General features: G+C 62.5%; 24 protein-coding genes. 23 read left to right on the forward strand and 1 reads right to left on the reverse strand.

All coding sequences use genetic code 11. The annotated features are described in order from the left end of the window. Positions 1–2 precede the first annotated feature (2 nt). The 21 genes from rplD to map all read left to right on the forward strand — a co-directional run bounded on the left by rplD (position 3) and on the right by map (position 11,661). Positions 3–653 carry a 50S ribosomal protein L4 gene (gene rplD, locus E3T50_RS10320; RefSeq protein WP_104193398.1) on the forward strand — a complete coding sequence of 217 codons (651 nt, stop codon included), beginning with the start codon at positions 3–5 and terminating at the stop codon, positions 651–653. Then, a complete protein-coding gene (gene rplW, locus E3T50_RS10325) occupies positions 653–955 on the forward strand; it encodes a 50S ribosomal protein L23 (protein ID WP_092107233.1) in 303 nt (100 codons plus the stop codon). Before rplD ends, rplW begins: the two co-directional genes overlap by 1 nt. A gap of 22 nt (positions 956–977) precedes the next feature. After that, positions 978–1,817 (forward strand): 50S ribosomal protein L2, encoded by an 840-nt coding sequence (gene rplB / locus E3T50_RS10330; RefSeq protein ID WP_092339441.1) that lies wholly within the window; start codon positions 978–980, stop codon positions 1,815–1,817. Positions 1,818–1,826: 9 nt separating this feature from the next. After that, entirely contained in the window at positions 1,827–2,108 is a 282-nt protein-coding gene (gene rpsS, locus E3T50_RS10335; RefSeq protein ID WP_104127852.1) for a 30S ribosomal protein S19, read from the forward strand. Positions 2,109–2,134: 26 nt separating this feature from the next. Then, positions 2,135–2,500 carry a 50S ribosomal protein L22 gene (rplV, locus tag E3T50_RS10340; protein ID WP_035880249.1) on the forward strand — a complete coding sequence of 122 codons (366 nt, stop codon included), beginning with the start codon at positions 2,135–2,137 and terminating at the stop codon, positions 2,498–2,500. Beyond that, positions 2,500–3,270, forward strand: coding sequence for a 30S ribosomal protein S3 (rpsC, locus tag E3T50_RS10345; protein WP_104127853.1), 771 nt, complete (start codon positions 2,500–2,502; stop codon positions 3,268–3,270). The genes rplV and rpsC overlap by 1 nt, the downstream gene beginning before the upstream one ends. Further along, complete coding sequence (rplP, locus tag E3T50_RS10350; RefSeq protein WP_035880247.1) at positions 3,270–3,689, forward strand: 50S ribosomal protein L16; 420 nt, start codon at positions 3,270–3,272, stop codon at positions 3,687–3,689. Before rpsC ends, rplP begins: the two co-directional genes overlap by 1 nt. Next, positions 3,689–4,033 (forward strand): 50S ribosomal protein L29, encoded by a 345-nt coding sequence (gene rpmC, locus E3T50_RS16775; RefSeq protein ID WP_104200462.1) that lies wholly within the window; start codon positions 3,689–3,691, stop codon positions 4,031–4,033. The genes rplP and rpmC overlap by 1 nt, the downstream gene beginning before the upstream one ends. Positions 4,034–4,035: 2 nt before the next feature. Further along, a complete protein-coding gene (rpsQ, locus tag E3T50_RS10360) occupies positions 4,036–4,335 on the forward strand; it encodes a 30S ribosomal protein S17 (protein ID WP_035834619.1) in 300 nt (99 codons plus the stop codon). Between the two features lie 34 nt (positions 4,336–4,369). Then, positions 4,370–4,738 carry a 50S ribosomal protein L14 gene (gene rplN / locus E3T50_RS10365; protein ID WP_035834620.1) on the forward strand — a complete coding sequence of 123 codons (369 nt, stop codon included), beginning with the start codon at positions 4,370–4,372 and terminating at the stop codon, positions 4,736–4,738. A 2-nt stretch (positions 4,739–4,740) separates the two neighbouring features. After that, positions 4,741–5,100 (forward strand): 50S ribosomal protein L24, encoded by a 360-nt coding sequence (gene rplX, locus E3T50_RS10370; protein WP_134463350.1) that lies wholly within the window; start codon positions 4,741–4,743, stop codon positions 5,098–5,100. Further along, entirely contained in the window at positions 5,100–5,693 is a 594-nt protein-coding gene (gene rplE / locus E3T50_RS10375; RefSeq protein ID WP_134463351.1) for a 50S ribosomal protein L5, read from the forward strand. Before rplX ends, rplE begins: the two co-directional genes overlap by 1 nt. Before the next feature lie 209 nt (positions 5,694–5,902). Then, positions 5,903–6,301 (forward strand): 30S ribosomal protein S8, encoded by a 399-nt coding sequence (gene rpsH, locus E3T50_RS10380; protein ID WP_092107248.1) that lies wholly within the window; start codon positions 5,903–5,905, stop codon positions 6,299–6,301. Between the two features lie 6 nt (positions 6,302–6,307). After that, positions 6,308–6,844, forward strand: coding sequence for a 50S ribosomal protein L6 (gene rplF, locus E3T50_RS10385; protein WP_134463352.1), 537 nt, complete (start codon positions 6,308–6,310; stop codon positions 6,842–6,844). A gap of 2 nt (positions 6,845–6,846) precedes the next feature. Next, entirely contained in the window at positions 6,847–7,218 is a 372-nt protein-coding gene (rplR, locus tag E3T50_RS10390; protein ID WP_092107252.1) for a 50S ribosomal protein L18, read from the forward strand. Beyond that, a complete protein-coding gene (gene rpsE / locus E3T50_RS10395; protein WP_369827303.1) occupies positions 7,215–7,922 on the forward strand; it encodes a 30S ribosomal protein S5 in 708 nt (235 codons plus the stop codon). The genes rplR and rpsE overlap by 4 nt, the downstream gene beginning before the upstream one ends. Next, positions 7,922–8,104: a 50S ribosomal protein L30 gene (rpmD, locus tag E3T50_RS10400; RefSeq protein ID WP_066597599.1), complete on the forward strand. Its 183-nt coding sequence runs from the start codon at positions 7,922–7,924 to the stop codon at positions 8,102–8,104. Before rpsE ends, rpmD begins: the two co-directional genes overlap by 1 nt. Next, positions 8,104–8,664 carry a 50S ribosomal protein L15 gene (gene rplO / locus E3T50_RS10405; protein ID WP_134463354.1) on the forward strand — a complete coding sequence of 187 codons (561 nt, stop codon included), beginning with the start codon at positions 8,104–8,106 and terminating at the stop codon, positions 8,662–8,664. The genes rpmD and rplO overlap by 1 nt, the downstream gene beginning before the upstream one ends. A gap of 127 nt (positions 8,665–8,791) precedes the next feature. Then, positions 8,792–10,114: a preprotein translocase subunit SecY gene (gene secY, locus E3T50_RS10410; protein ID WP_134463356.1), complete on the forward strand. Its 1,323-nt coding sequence runs from the start codon at positions 8,792–8,794 to the stop codon at positions 10,112–10,114. Then, positions 10,111–10,707 (forward strand): adenylate kinase, encoded by a 597-nt coding sequence (locus tag E3T50_RS10415; protein ID WP_134551765.1) that lies wholly within the window; start codon positions 10,111–10,113, stop codon positions 10,705–10,707. The genes secY and E3T50_RS10415 overlap by 4 nt, the downstream gene beginning before the upstream one ends. A 123-nt stretch (positions 10,708–10,830) precedes the next feature. Next, positions 10,831–11,661: a type I methionyl aminopeptidase gene (map, locus tag E3T50_RS10420; protein WP_241990866.1), complete on the forward strand. Its 831-nt coding sequence runs from the start codon at positions 10,831–10,833 to the stop codon at positions 11,659–11,661. A 3-nt stretch (positions 11,662–11,664) separates the two neighbouring features. On the opposite strand, the gene E3T50_RS10425 is transcribed toward map, so the two are convergent. Continuing rightward, positions 11,665–13,578, reverse strand: coding sequence for a BglG family transcription antiterminator (locus E3T50_RS10425; protein WP_134551766.1), 1,914 nt, complete (start codon positions 13,576–13,578; stop codon positions 11,665–11,667). A gap of 157 nt (positions 13,579–13,735) precedes the next feature. Here E3T50_RS10425 and E3T50_RS10430 point away from each other — a divergent pair, with 157 nt between their 5' ends. Beyond that, positions 13,736–14,047 carry a PTS sugar transporter subunit IIB gene (locus E3T50_RS10430; RefSeq protein WP_134551767.1) on the forward strand — a complete coding sequence of 104 codons (312 nt, stop codon included), beginning with the start codon at positions 13,736–13,738 and terminating at the stop codon, positions 14,045–14,047. A 62-nt stretch (positions 14,048–14,109) separates the two neighbouring features. After that, complete coding sequence (locus E3T50_RS10435; RefSeq protein ID WP_134551768.1) at positions 14,110–14,376, forward strand: HPr family phosphocarrier protein; 267 nt, start codon at positions 14,110–14,112, stop codon at positions 14,374–14,376. Positions 14,377–14,382: the final 6 nt, after the last annotated feature.

Consider the following 14,382-nt stretch of genomic DNA (forward strand, 5'->3'; position numbering starts at 1 on the left):
CCATGGCTACAGCACTCGACATCATTGACGCCAAAGGCAAGAAGGCAGGCTCTGCTGAGCTTCCCGACGAGCTCTTCGACGTTCCCGCCAACATTCCTCTCATCCACCAGGTCGTTGTCGCGCAGCTCGCTGCCGCACGCCAGGGAACGAGCAAGGTCAAGCGCCGTGGAGAAGTTTCCGGTGCCGGCCGTAAGCCGTTCAAGCAGAAAGGAACCGGTCGCGCTCGTCAGGGCTCGATCCGCGCTCCTCAGATGACCGGTGGTGGAATCGTCCACGGACCGACCCCGCGCAGCTACGACCAGCGCACCCCGAAAAAGATGATCGCCGCAGCCCTCAAGGGTGCACTGAGCGACCGCGCCCGCGGTGGCCGCCTGCACATCGTCGAGGCACTGTTCACGGCGGAGACCCCCAACACCAAGGTTGCCCTGGAGCTGCTCACGCAGATCGCCACGAGCAAGCACGTGCTGGTTGTTCTCGAGCGCACCGACGAAACCACGTTGCGGAGCATTCGCAACCTCCCGACGGTGCACATCCTCTCGTGGGATCAGCTCAACGCTTATGACGTGCTCGTCAGCGACGACATTGTCTTCACCACCGGCGCGTTCAACGCGTTCGTGGAGAGCAAGACCAAGAAGGAAGAGGTGGCCGCATAATGACTATCGCGACCAACAAGGACCCCCGCGACATCATCATCTCTCCGGTTGTCTCTGAGAAGAGCTACGGCCTGATTGACGAGGGTAAGTACACCTTCATCGTTGACCCCCGCTCGAACAAGACGGAGATCAAGCTCGCGATCGAAAAGATCTTCAAGGTGCAGGTCGCTTCGATCAACACCCTGAACCGCGTGGGCAAGACTCGCCGCACCAAGTTCGGCATGGGCAAGCGCAAGGACACCAAGCGTGCCATTGTCACGCTCAAGTCTGGCTCCATCGACATCTTCACGGCCGTCGGCTAAGCGACAGGCAGAGGGATAACTAATGGCTATTCGTAAGTACAAGCCCACGACCCCGGGTCGACGCGGTTCATCCGTTGCCGACTTCGCGGAAATCACGCGTTCCACCCCGGAGAAGTCGCTTCTGCGTCCGCTCTCCAAGACCGGTGGACGTAACAACCAGGGCCGCATCACGACCCGTCACATCGGTGGTGGCCACAAGCGCCAGTACCGCGTGATCGACTTCAAGCGCAACGACAAGGACGGCGTCAACGCCCGCGTCGCTGAAATTGAATACGACCCGAACCGCACGGCGCGCATCGCGCTCCTGCACTTCATCGACGGCACGAAGCGTTACATCATCGCGCCGAACAAGCTCAGCCAGGGCGACATCATCGAGTCGGGAGCCGGGGCTGACATCAAGCCCGGCAACAACCTGCCGTTGAAGAACATCCCCACCGGTACCATCATTCACGCGATCGAGCTGCGTCCGGGTGGTGGTGCCAAGATGGCCCGCTCCGCCGGTTCGTCGGTTCGTCTCGTCGCGAAGGAGGGCGTCTACGCCCAGCTTCGTCTGCCGTCTGGTGAAATCCGCAACGTGGATGCTCGCTGCCGCGCGACGATCGGCGAGGTCGGCAACGCCGAGCAGTCGAACATCAACTGGGGCAAGGCCGGACGTATGCGCTGGAAAGGCGTTCGCCCGACCGTTCGTGGTGTTGCCATGAACCCGGTTGATCACCCGCACGGTGGTGGTGAGGGTAAGACGTCCGGTGGACGCCACCCCGTCAGCCCCTGGGGCCAGAAGGAAGGGCGCACCCGCCACCCGAATAAGGAAAGCGACAAGCTCATTGTTCGTCGCCGCACCGTCGGCAAGAAGCGTAAGTAGGAGTAGACGATGCCAAGAAGTCTTAAGAAAGGCCCTTTCGTTGACGACCACCTGCTTCGCAAGGTGTTCACGGCGAACGAAGCCAAGAGCAAGAACGTAATCAAGACCTGGTCGCGCCGCTCGATGATTATCCCCGACATGCTCGGACACACCATCGCAGTGCACGACGGACGCAAGCACATCCCGGTGTTCGTCACCGAGAGCATGGTCGGCCACAAGCTCGGCGAGTTTGCGCCCACCCGCACCTTCCGTGGACACGTGAAGGACGACAAGAAGGGCCGTCGCCGCTAACGCGGTGACGTGAAGGAGGAGAAGAAATGGTGGAGTCGATCGCACGCGTGCGTCACATCCGCGTTACCCCCCAGAAGGCTCGTCGCGTTGTCAACATGATCCGCGGCAAGCAGGCGCACGAAGCGCTGGGAATTCTGAAGTTCGCGCCGCAGGGCGCGAGCGATCCGGTGTACAAGCTGGTGGCCTCGGCCATCGCCAACGCCCGGGTCAAAGCAGATGCAGCCAACACGTATCTGGACGAGCAGGACCTGTTCATCAGCCGGGCATTCGTTGACGAGGGTACGACCCTCAAGCGTTTCCAGGCTCGTGCCCAGGGTCGCGCATTCGAAATCAAGAAGCGCACCAGCCACATCACGGTTGTGCTCACCACTCCTGAGGAGGGTACGAAGTAATGGGTCAGAAAGTAAATCCCTATGGCTTCCGTCTGGGAATCACCACCGATCACGTATCGCGTTGGTTCTCCGACTCGACCAAGCCGGGTCAGCGTTACGCTGACTTTGTTGCAGAAGACGTCAAGATCCGTCGCCTGCTGAGCACCAGCCTCGACCGTGCCGGCGTCAGCCGCATCGAGATCGAGCGCACTCGTGACCGTGTTCGCGTTGACATTCACACTGCCCGTCCGGGCATTGTGATTGGTCGCCGCGGCGCGGAGGCCGAGCGCATCCGCTCTGACCTGGAAAAGCTCACCGCCAAGCAGATTCAGCTGAACATCCTCGAGGTCAAGAACCCCGAGCAGGATGCCCAGCTCGTCGCGCAGGGTATTGCCGAGCAGCTCTCCGCACGTGTGGCATTTCGCCGCGCGATGCGTAAGGGCCTGCAGGGTGCACAGCGCGCCGGCGCCAAGGGTGTTCGCATCCAGGTGTCCGGTCGTCTGGGTGGCGCCGAGATGAGCCGCAGCGAGTTCTACCGCGAAGGTCGTGTGCCCCTGCACACCCTGCGCGCGAACATCGACTACGGCTTCTACGAAGCCAAGACCACCTTCGGCCGCATCGGCGTGAAGGTCTGGATCTACAAGGGCGACATCACCAACAAGGAACTCGCTCGCGAGCAGGCCAACGCTAAGTCGTCCCGCCCCGAGCGTCGTGACGATCGACCGCGTCGTGCACCTCGTGCGGATGCGCCGGCAGCGGCTCCCGTCGCAGCGGTCGCGGAGGCTAAATAATGTTGATTCCACGTAGAGTCAAGCACCGTAAGCAGCACCACCCGGGTCGCACCGGCCACGCTACCGGTGGCACCACGGTGTCCTTCGGTGAGTACGGCATTCAGGCGTTGACCCCCGCATATGTGACCAACCGTCAGATCGAGTCCGCTCGTATCGCCATGACGCGTCACATCAAGCGTGGCGGAAAGGTGTGGATCAACATCTACCCCGACCGTCCGCTGACCAAGAAGCCGGCCGAAACCCGCATGGGTTCCGGTAAGGGTTCGGTCGAGTGGTGGGTTGCCAACGTCAAGCCGGGTCGCGTTCTGTTCGAGCTCAGCGGTGTCACCGACGCCGTTGCGAAAGAGGCGCTGACCCGCGCAATTCATAAGCTGCCCCTCAAGGCACGCATCATCAAGCGCGAGGAGGGCGACGCATAATGGCGATCGGCACCAAGGAGCTCGCCCCAGTCGAGCTCGATACTTTTGACAATGAAAAGCTGTTCGAAGAGCTGAAGAAGGCCAAGGAAGAGCTGTTCAACCTGCGCTTCCAGTCGGCTACCGGTCAGCTTGAGAGCCACGGCCGCCTCCGCGCGGTCAAGCGCGATATCGCTCGCATCTACACGGTTCTCCGTGAGCGCGAGCTGGGCATTCGTGCCACGCCCATCGCAGCCCCGGCTCCGGCCAAGGCTGAGAAGGCTGAAAAGAAGACCAAGAAGGCCAAGGCAGCAGTGGAGTCCACCGATGACGCTGCAGCCGAGGCCGTCGAGACGAAGGAGGCCTAGTCATGGCGAAGACTGACGAAACGGTCGTCGCAGGCGAGGCCACCGAGCTCGTACGCGGTTACCGCAAGACGCTGCGTGGTTACGTGACCAGCGACAAGATGAATAAAACCATCATTGTCGTGGTCGAAGACCGCGTGAAGCACCCGTTGTACGGCAAGGTCATCCGCCGTACATCCAAGCTGAAGGCGCACGACGAGGCGAACTCCGCCGGCATCGGCGACCTGGTCCTGATCAGTGAGACCCGTCCGCTTAGCGCTTCCAAGCGCTGGCGCCTGGTCGAGATTCTTGAGAAGGCCAAGTAAGCCTCGCGCTTACTTGACGTAAAGGAGTTATAAAGTGCTTCAGCAAGAATCACGAGTCAAGGTTGCCGACAACACCGGTGCCAAGGAACTCTTGACCATCCGCGTTCTCGGTGGCTCCGGCCGCCGTTACGCCGGCCTGGGCGACGTCATCGTCGCCACGGTCAAGGATGCAATCCCGGGCGGCAACGTCAAGAAGGGTGACATCGTCAAAGCTGTCATCGTTCGCACCAAGAAGGAGACTCGTCGTCCAGACGGCTCCTACATCAAGTTCGATGAGAACGCTGCAGTGATCTTGAAGGCAGACGGTGACCCCCGCGGCACCCGAATCTTCGGACCGGTCGGTCGCGAGCTTCGCGACAAGAAGTTCATGAAGATCATCTCGCTGGCACCGGAGGTTATTTAATCATGGCCAGAATCAAAAAGGGTGACCTCGTTCAGGTCATCAGCGGCCGCAGCCAGGCTCGCGGCGGAGACCGTGGCAAGCAGGGCAAGATCATCTCCGTCGACGTCGAGAAGAACCGTGTCCTCGTTGAGGGCATCAACTTCGTGACCAAGCACGTTCGCGTCGGCCAGACCCAGCGCGGCACCAAGACGGGCGGCATCGAGACCTTCGAAGCCCCCATCCACGTGTCCAACGTTGCAATCGTCGACCCGGAGTCCAAGAAGCCGACTCGCGTCGGCTTCCGCCAGGAAGAGGTAACGAAGGACGGCGTCACCAAGACGGTCCGCATTCGTTACGCCAAGAAGTCAGGGAAGGACCTCTAATGACTGACACCATTACGGGCACCGAGCCCGTCAAGGCCCTGCCGCGTCTGAAGCAGAAGTACCGCGATGAGATCAGTGCCAAGCTCTCCGAGGAACTCGGCTTCACCAACGTGCACCGCATCCCCACCCTGACGAAGATCGTCGTCAACATGGGTGTCGGAGAAGCAGCACGCGACGGCAAGGTGATGGACGGTGCGGTTTCCGACCTCACCAAGATCACCGGCCAGAAGCCGCAGGTCACCAAGGCCCGCAAGTCCATCGCGCAGTTCAAACTGCGTGAGGGACAGCCCATCGGCGCCCACGTCACTCTTCGTGGCGACCGCATGTGGGAATTCCTCGACCGGCTGCTCAGCCTGGCCCTTCCTCGTATCCGTGACTTCCGCGGTCTGTCCGACAAGCAGTTCGACGGTGCGGGCAACTACACCTTCGGTCTGACCGAGCAGGTCATGTTCCACGAGATCGACCAGGACCGCATCGACCGCGTTCGCGGTATGGACATCACGGTTGTCACGACCGCGAAGACCAACGACGAGGGTCGCGCGCTGCTCAAGGCGCTCGGCTTCCCGTTCAAGTCGGACGACGCACAGAAGTAGTCCAACTACGCAGGAACATTTTCAACTAGAGTTGGGAGCTTGCGCCACGCAGGCTCCCAACTCGGGTTGGCAACGCACGCTGCGTACGTAAGCATCGGGCGCACATAGAATTTCACCCCGGAAGTCGATCAACCGATCGGCTTCCTCACCACCACAGGTCGTCATTCGTGTAACGGATGGGCGAAACCAGGCGAGAAAGGCACCACAAAATGACAATGACAGATCCGGTCGCAGACATGCTGACCAGACTGCGCAACGCGAACTCGGCGTACCACGACACCGTGTCCATGCCGCATAGCAAATTGAAAGCGCACATCGCTGACATCCTCAAGGCTCAGGGTTACATCTCTGCCTGGACCGTCAAGGATGCAACAGTAGGCAAGACCCTCACGCTGGACCTCAAGTTCGGTCCGAACCGTGAGCGTTCCATCGTAGGCATCAAGCGGGTTTCCAAGCCCGGCCTGCGCGTGTACGCAAAGTCGACTGAGATCCCCACGGTTCTCGGCGGCCTCGGCGTTGCCATCCTGTCCACCTCCAGCGGTCTGCTCACCGACCGCCAGGCTGAGAAGAAGGGCGTAGGCGGAGAAGTTCTCGCCTACGTGTGGTAACCGAAAATGTCACGTATTGGAAGACTCCCCATCCCGATCCCCGCTGGGGTCACGGTTGTGGCTGACGGCCAGGCCGTCTCCGTCAAGGGCCCGAAGGGCGAGCTCGCGCTCGTCGTTTCCAACCCCATCTCGGTGTCGATCGAGGACGGTCACGTTCTCGTATCCCGTCCGAACGACGAGCGCCAGTCGCGTTCGCTGCACGGTCTGACCCGCACCCTGATCAACAACCAGATCATCGGCGTAACCGTTGGTTACTCCAAGGGTCTCGAAATCGTCGGTACCGGTTACCGCGCGGCGCAGAAGGGCACCTCCGTTGAGTTCGCCCTCGGCTTCTCGCACCCGGTCGTCGTCGAGCCGCCTGTCGGAATCGTTTTGACCGTCGAGAGCGTCAACAAGCTCACGGTCAGCGGAATCGACAAGCAGGCCGTCGGCGAGGTTGCCGCCAACATCCGTAAGATTCGCAAGCCAGAGCCCTACAAGGGCAAGGGTGTGCGTTACGCCGGCGAGATTGTTCGCCGCAAGGCCGGAAAGAGCGGTAAGTAACCATGGGACTCGGAACTAGAGGCAAGAGCAAGGCCGCAGCCCGCGGACGTCGACACACCCGTCTTCGCAAGAAGATCGAGGGAACGGCGCTTCGCCCGCGCCTTGTCGTCACACGCTCGGCTCGCCACGTATTCGTGCAGGTCGTCGACGACAGCAAGGGTTTCACCCTTGCGTCGGCATCCACGCTCGAAACGGATTTGCGCACCTTCGATGGTGACAAGACCGCCAAGGCCCGCAAGGTCGGTGAGCTTGTTGCTGAGCGTGCGAAAGCCGCCGGCATCGAAGCCGTTGTATTTGACCGTGGTGGCAGCAAGTACGCAGGACGCGTCGCAGCCATCGCCGAGGGAGCTCGAGAGGGTGGATTGAACCTGTGAGCACTGAAAAGATCGAAACCACAGCACCTGTTGCTGCCGTTGCCGAGGCGCCGGTTGAAACCGCCGCCTCCACGACCCCGCCGCAGAACGAGCCCCGCGAGGCTCGTCGTGGTGGCCGTGAGCGCAACCCGAACAAGGATCGCGGAAGCCGTGATGCCGACAAGAGCCAGTTCCTGGAGCGCGTCGTCACCATCAACCGCGTGTCGAAGGTCGTCAAGGGTGGTCGTCGCTTCAGCTTCACCGCTCTCGTCGTCGTCGGCGACGGTAACGGCCTGGTCGGCGTTGGATACGGTAAGGCCCGCGAGGTCCCGACCGCTATCTCCAAGGGCGTCGAAGAGGCGAAGAAGAACTTCTTCCGCGTTCCTCGCGTCGGCCTGACCATCCCGCACCCCGTGCAGGGTGAGGCTGCAGCCGGCGTCGTTCTGCTTCGTCCGGCAGCAGCAGGTACCGGCGTTATCGCCGGTGGCCCGGTGCGCGCCGTACTCGAATGCGCTGGCATCCACGACGTGCTGAGCAAGTCGCTCGGTTCGTCGAACACCATCAACATCGTGCACGCCACGGTCGAGGCCCTGCACCAGCTCGAAGAGCCGCGTGCGGTTGCGGCTCGCCGCGGCCTTGCCTATGAAGACGTGGCTCCGGCCCGTTTTCTTCGTGCCGACGCTGCTGCTGCCGCAGCAGCTGCAACCGCGAAGGCAGGTGCCTGATGGCCCAGCTGAAGATCACACAGATCAAGTCCAAAATTAGTGAGAAGCAGAACCAGCGCGACACTCTTCGCAGCCTGGGTCTGCGACGCATTGGCGCCGTCACGATCCGCGAGGACAACTCGCAGAACCGTGGCTACGTCAACACCGTCGCTCACCTCGTAAAGGTCGAGGAGATTGACTAATGGCTGACGAGAAGGAAGCTACCCAGGTAGCCGACAAGCCCGCCACGAAGAAGGCTGCTGCCCCCAAAAAGGCCGCAGCACCGAAGAAGGCCGCTGTTGCAGCCGAGTCGTCGGAGCCCCGCGAGCACGTGCTGAAGGTACACCACCTTCGCCCGGCACCCGGAGCGAAGAAGGCCCGCCAGCGCGTTGGCCGTGGTGAAGGATCCAAGGGTAAGACCGCGGGTCGAGGCACCAAGGGAACGAAGGCGCGTTACACCGTGCGCGTCGGCTTCGAGGGTGGGCAGATGCCGTTGCACATGCGCACCCCGAAACTGCGTGGATTCAAGAACCCGTTCCGCGTCGAGTACCAGGTTGTCAACCTGGAAAAGCTCGAAGTGCTCTACCCGGACGGCGGCGATGTCACCATCGCCAGCCTGATCGCCAAGGGTGCGGTTCGTGACAACGAAAAAGTCAAGGTTCTTGGAACCGGTGACATTACCGTTAAGCTGAACGTGACGGTCGACAAGGTCTCTGCGTCAGCTGCGCAGAAAATTGTCGCCGCGGGTGGATCTGTAAAGTAAGTCCGTAGACGCTCAATCGAGCTTGTCGAATCCGTCAATCGAGTAAATCGTTTGGTGTGATTCGACAAGCTCGATCGTTTTAAGTAGACCTACACGGGTCGATCTGCGTAAAAATCTGGAGGCCTTTTTGTTTAGCGCCATTGCGCGGATCTTCCGCACGCCCGACCTTCGTAAGAAGATCGGCTTCACCCTGGGCATCATTGCTCTGTTCCGGTTGGGCTCGTTCATTCCGGCCCCGTTCGTGGACTTCGGCAACGTGCAGCTGTGTCTCGCAGCCAACCAGGGCACGAGCGGCCTCTACGAGCTCGTCAACCTCTTCAGCGGTGGCGCTCTGCTCCAGCTGAGCGTGTTCGCGCTGGGCATCATGCCGTACATCACGGCCTCGATCATCGTGCAGTTGCTGCGCGTGGTCATCCCACACTTCGACACCCTCTATAAGGAGGGTGCCTCGGGCCAGAGCACTCTGACCCAGTACACCCGGTACCTCACCATCGCCCTCGGCATCCTGCAGTCGACCACCCTGATCACGGTGGCTCGCAGCGGCGCCCTGTTCGGCACATCCGCCAGCACCGAGTGCACGCAGCTGATCACCAACGATGCCTGGTACGCCATCATGCTCATGGTCATCACCATGACCGCCGGAACCGGCGTCATCATGTGGATGGGTGAGCTCGTCACCGAACGCGGCGTCGGCAACGGTATGTCACTGCTCATCTTCACCTCGATTGCCGCCCTGTTCCCGGGTTCGCTGAGCGCCATCGGCCAGCAGCAGGGCGCTGACACCCTGATCATCGTGCTGATCGTTGGAGTACTGGTGGTCGCCGGCGTGGTCTTCGTGGAGCAATCGCAGCGGCGAGTACCGGTGCAGTACGCCAAGCGCATGGTGGGTCGACGCACCTACGGTGGCAACAACACCTACATTCCGATCAAGGTCAACATGGCCGGCGTGATCCCCGTGATCTTCGCCTCCTCGTTGCTGTACCTGCCGGCCCTGCTCGCGCAATTCAACCAGCCGGCCGCGGGGCAGGAAGCTCCGGCCTGGGTGGTCTGGATCTCCAACAACCTCACCGGTGGCGACCAGCCGCTCTACATGGCGATGTACTTCCTGCTCATCATCGGCTTCACCTACTTCTACGTGGCCATCACTTTCAACCCCGAAGAAGTCGCCGACAACATGAAGAAGTACGGCGGGTTCATTCCCGGCATCCGCGCTGGCCGCCCGACCGCCGAGTACCTCGACTTCGTGCTGACCCGCATCACCCTGCCCGGCTCGATCTACCTGGGCCTGATCGCGCTGATCCCGCTCATTGCTTTCTCGGTCATCGGCGCCGACCAGAACTTCCCGTTCGGCGGCGCGAGCATCCTGATCGTCGTCGGTGTGGGGCTCGAGACGGTCAAGCAGATCGACTCGCAACTGCAACAGCGACACTATGAGGGGCTCCTTAAATGACCCGCCTACTACTGATCGGCCCGCCCGGCGCGGGTAAGGGCACGCAGGCCGAGCGCCTGGCGCTGGCCTTCGAAGTTCCCGCCGTCTCCACCGGCGACATCTTTCGCTACAACGTGACCAACAAGACCGAGCTGGGGCTCGAGGTCAAGTCGTTCATGGACGCGGGCGCCTACGTGCCAGATTCGCTCACCAACGCCATCGTCGCTGATCGGTTGAAAGAAACGGATGCCGCGAGCGGCTTTCTGCTCGACGGCTACCCGCGCACGACCGACCAGGTCGCCGAACTCGACCGTCTCCTGGAGGCTGAGGGTACCAAGCTCGACGTTGTCGTGCTGATCACCGCCGACACCGACGAGGTCGTGGCCCGGCTGCTCAAGCGTGCCGCCGAGCAGGGCCGCGCAGACGACACGGCCGACGTCATCCGTCACCGTCTTGACGTGTACGCCGAGCAGACCGCTCCGCTGATCGACGTGTACAGCGCCCGCGGCCTCGTGGTCACGATCGACGGCCTCGGCGCCGTGGAAGAGGTCACCGAACGAATTCTCGCCGCGCTGACCGAACGTGGCCTGCGCGCCAGCACCACCACGATCTGAACCGGTTTTTCTCAGCGGGTTTAGCCGTTTCGGGCCGGGCCTCACGGCCCGGCCCATCATCATGTGAACAGCCAGATACATAAAATATCGCTCCCGTGTTCGGAGCTAGTTTGTAGGAAATCAGTGAGTCTTCGTCGTTCCATCTACAAGAATCCAGCCCAGCTGCGCCTCATGATCGCGCCCGGTCTGGCCACCGCGGCCTCGCTCAAGGCTGCCCGCGCGGCCATGGTCGTCGGCGCCACCACTCTCGACATCGACGCCGCGGCCGAGGCCGCGATCCTGGTGCTGGGCGGCAAGCCCAACTTCAAGCTCGAAGAGGGCTACCACCACACCGTGTGTGCGTCGGTGAACGATGACGTGGTGCACGGCATCCCCTCCGCACGCCGACTCGAAGCCGGCGACATCGTCTCCATCGACAGCGGCGCGATCATCGAGGGCTGGAACGGCGACGCCGCCTTCAGCTTCGTGCTGCCAGACCCATCACGGCCCGAGGTCGTGGCCGAACGCCAGAAGCTGTCCGACGTGACCGAGCAGTCGCTCTGGCACGGTATCGCCCGACTGCACACGGCCCGGCACCTGAACGAGGTGGGCGATGCCATCGAAGACTATGTGGAATCGCAGGGCACCTACGGAATCCTCACCGACTATGTCGGTCACGGCATCGGCCGCTCCATGCACGAGGCCCCGCCGGTGTTCAACTACCGCGTGCGCCAGAAGGGCCCCGACGTGAAGCCGGGCCTGGTCGTCGCCATCGAGCCGATGGTCGTGCTCGGATCGATCGATACCTACACCCGCGAAGACGACTGGACCGTCGCCACGAGCGACGGCCTGGCCGCCGCGCACTGGGAACACAGCATCGCCGTGCACAAGGACGGCATCTGGGTCCTCACCGCTGAAGACGGCGGAGCCGCCGGCCTCGCTCCGTTCGGCATCGTTCCCGTCCCGATCGCCTAGCGTCTATTTGTCGATGAGGTGCACCAGCTCGTCGATGAAAGACGGGAAGTCCACCGAGCGTTTGATCAGACGCTGCACATCGGCGCGCTCGGTGAAGACCTCGACGAACTGGTCGAAGACGGACTGGAACGACGCCCGCCCGGCAGCGCTGAACGCGATCAGGGCCACCACGTTGACACGACTGTCACCCCAGGGCATGGGGGAGTCGTTGACCGCGATGGCAATGGACGTCTGCTGCGCGGTCATGGCCATGGCGTGGGGAACGGCGAGGTGGTCGGTGAACGCGGTCGACGACATCCGCTCGCGCTCGATAGCGCCGTCGACGTAGCTCGGGTCGATGAGTCCGCGCGCGACCATGCGCCCACCGAGTTCGCGGATCATGGCCTGCTCATCGGGGGCGGCGAAGTTACGCAGGTAGAGGGATTCGTCAAAAAACTGCAGCAAGTCATTCTTGATGTGCGACCTCCGACGAAGCCGGCGCACACGGATGGCCGCCTCGCGGATTCGGTGCACGTCGCGTTCTGTGAGGAACGGCTGGATGACAATCACGCCGTCGGACGGGACAGGCGGCTCGATCGTGGTGAGCACGAGGTCGGCGCGGAGGTCTGCCCACGACACGTCACTGCGCGTGACCTGGTCCACGATGGTCAAGTCATCGCCGAGAACCCGTTCGATGCGCTGACGCAACTGCACGTGCATCGTGTAGTAGTTGGGGCAGACGATCACGCAGGTGACGAGTTGCTCAGATTGCGAATGCTGTTCCAGGTACGACCCGACGTGCATCGCAATGTAGGCGATCTCGTCGTCGTTGATGTGGATCTGCTCCTGGCGCTGCAGTTCGCTCGCGATGTACACGGCGAGTTCGTAGATCATCGGATAGGCGGTCTTGATCGACCGGGTGAGCGGGTTCCGTGAGTAATCCCGCGTCTGGGCGCGATCGATGAGGTTGCGCACGTGCAGCGTGAGTCGGGTGATGAAATCCTCGTCGGCCAGGTCGACAAGGTACTCCTCGCTGGCCTGGGCCACGATGCGACGCACGACCTCGAGGTCCCCGGCGCGGGCGACGGATGCGCTGATCGCGTCGGTGGCCTCGTCGTGTCCGGGCGTCACAACCCGGGTCTGGAGAAGGAGCACGAGATAGGCGAGGTCGGTGAAATCAAGCACGACACCGAAATGGGTGTCGATGAGACTGGCCAAAGCGACCGTGAGGTGTCCGCCGGCGGCTGGTGCTTCGTCGGCCCGGGCGGCGGCGCGCTTGCTCACCCTGTCCACGGCGATGGCCACGTGCAGCAGAACATTGTTGGTGCCGTACTCATTCACGAAATAACCCTGTGCGTCGAGCATGGCGATCAGGTCGGTCTTGAACGCACCGAGGCTGTCGGACGCGAATTCCTTCTGGATCGCCGCGAGTTCGAGGAAACCGCGGGCGGACTCTTCACGGAACATCCGGCTGATCAGGCGGCGTCGGTCGGTTTCGGATCCGAGAAGGGTCACTTCGCTGCCGTGGCGGGCCAGGGAGAGTCCCGTGTCTGGCAGGAGTGCGCGCACGCGGGACAGGTCGGCCTCGACGGTGGAGTCGCTCACGAAGGTGTCGGCCGCGAGCTCATAGACATCGAGGCCTTCTGCCGAGTCGATGAGGCGACGAACCAGCTGGTACAGACGGCGCTGCGGCGTGTCCGTCTCGGGGGGCCGCCTCGGCGGTACTGCACGGAAGGCCGTGTAGGCCTCACGGTTGACGCGGTAGCCGGCCGGCCCGGACTCGATCACCTCGAGCGGATCGGCCGCCGACTTCACGCTCGTGACGTAGCTGCGCACGGTGCGCGGAGTCACGCCGAGGTGCTCGGCCAGTTCACCCGCCGTGACCCAGGCCGGGGAGCGGAAGAGGTAGTCGAGCATCCTCGAGTGCTTGTCGCTCATTGCGCCTTGTTCTGTGTCGTGCGGTCCCATCATATTGATCTTATCTGCCGAACCCGAGGGTTTCCGGGGGTGCGGAAACGAGTCTGGTGGCCCCCGGACGAGGCGCCCGGCAGACTGTTCTGAGTCTGCTGTGCGTCGACGACGAAAGGGTGAATCGATGAGGATTCATATTGTGTGTGGCGCCGGTGCGTCCAGCACATTCGTGGCGCTGCGGCTCCGCAAGAGCGCGGCGGCCCGGGGCATTGCGACTCAGGTGACCGCCGGAAGCGAATCAGATCTGGCGAGCATGCTGCCGGTCATCGATGTGCTCCTCGTGGGTCCGCATCTGGAAGCGTTGTTTGCCCGGATCCAGCAGCAGGCCGCAGCGGCCGACGTGCGGGCCAGCTTGATGTCCACAACGGTCTTCACCGCTCGCGACGGCGAAGAGGCCCTCGACCTGGCCCTCGTGGCGGCCGGCACCCGCTCATGACTCCGGCAGACCAGCACTCCCAACACATGCCGCATAACGTACACGCAACGAAAGGCACCGCAATGCTCGAACGAACGGTTCTCATCGGCTCGACCAACGGACTGCACGCTCGCCCGGCGAAACTCTTCAGCCAGGCCGCAGCGGTCGCGGGTATTCCCGTCACGCTCACCAAAACCGGCGGCAAGACCGTGAACGCCGCAAGCATCCTCGGCGTCATCTCCCTCGGCATCGGCCACGGTGACGAGGTCACCCTTGCGGCCGACGGTGACGCGGCCGAGACTATCCTCGACGAGCTGGCCGGGCTGCTGCTCATCGACCACGACGCCTAAGGTCTG

This window comes from Cryobacterium gelidum, assembly GCF_004403985.1.
Classification (GTDB): domain Bacteria; phylum Actinomycetota; class Actinomycetes; order Actinomycetales; family Microbacteriaceae; genus Cryobacterium; species Cryobacterium gelidum.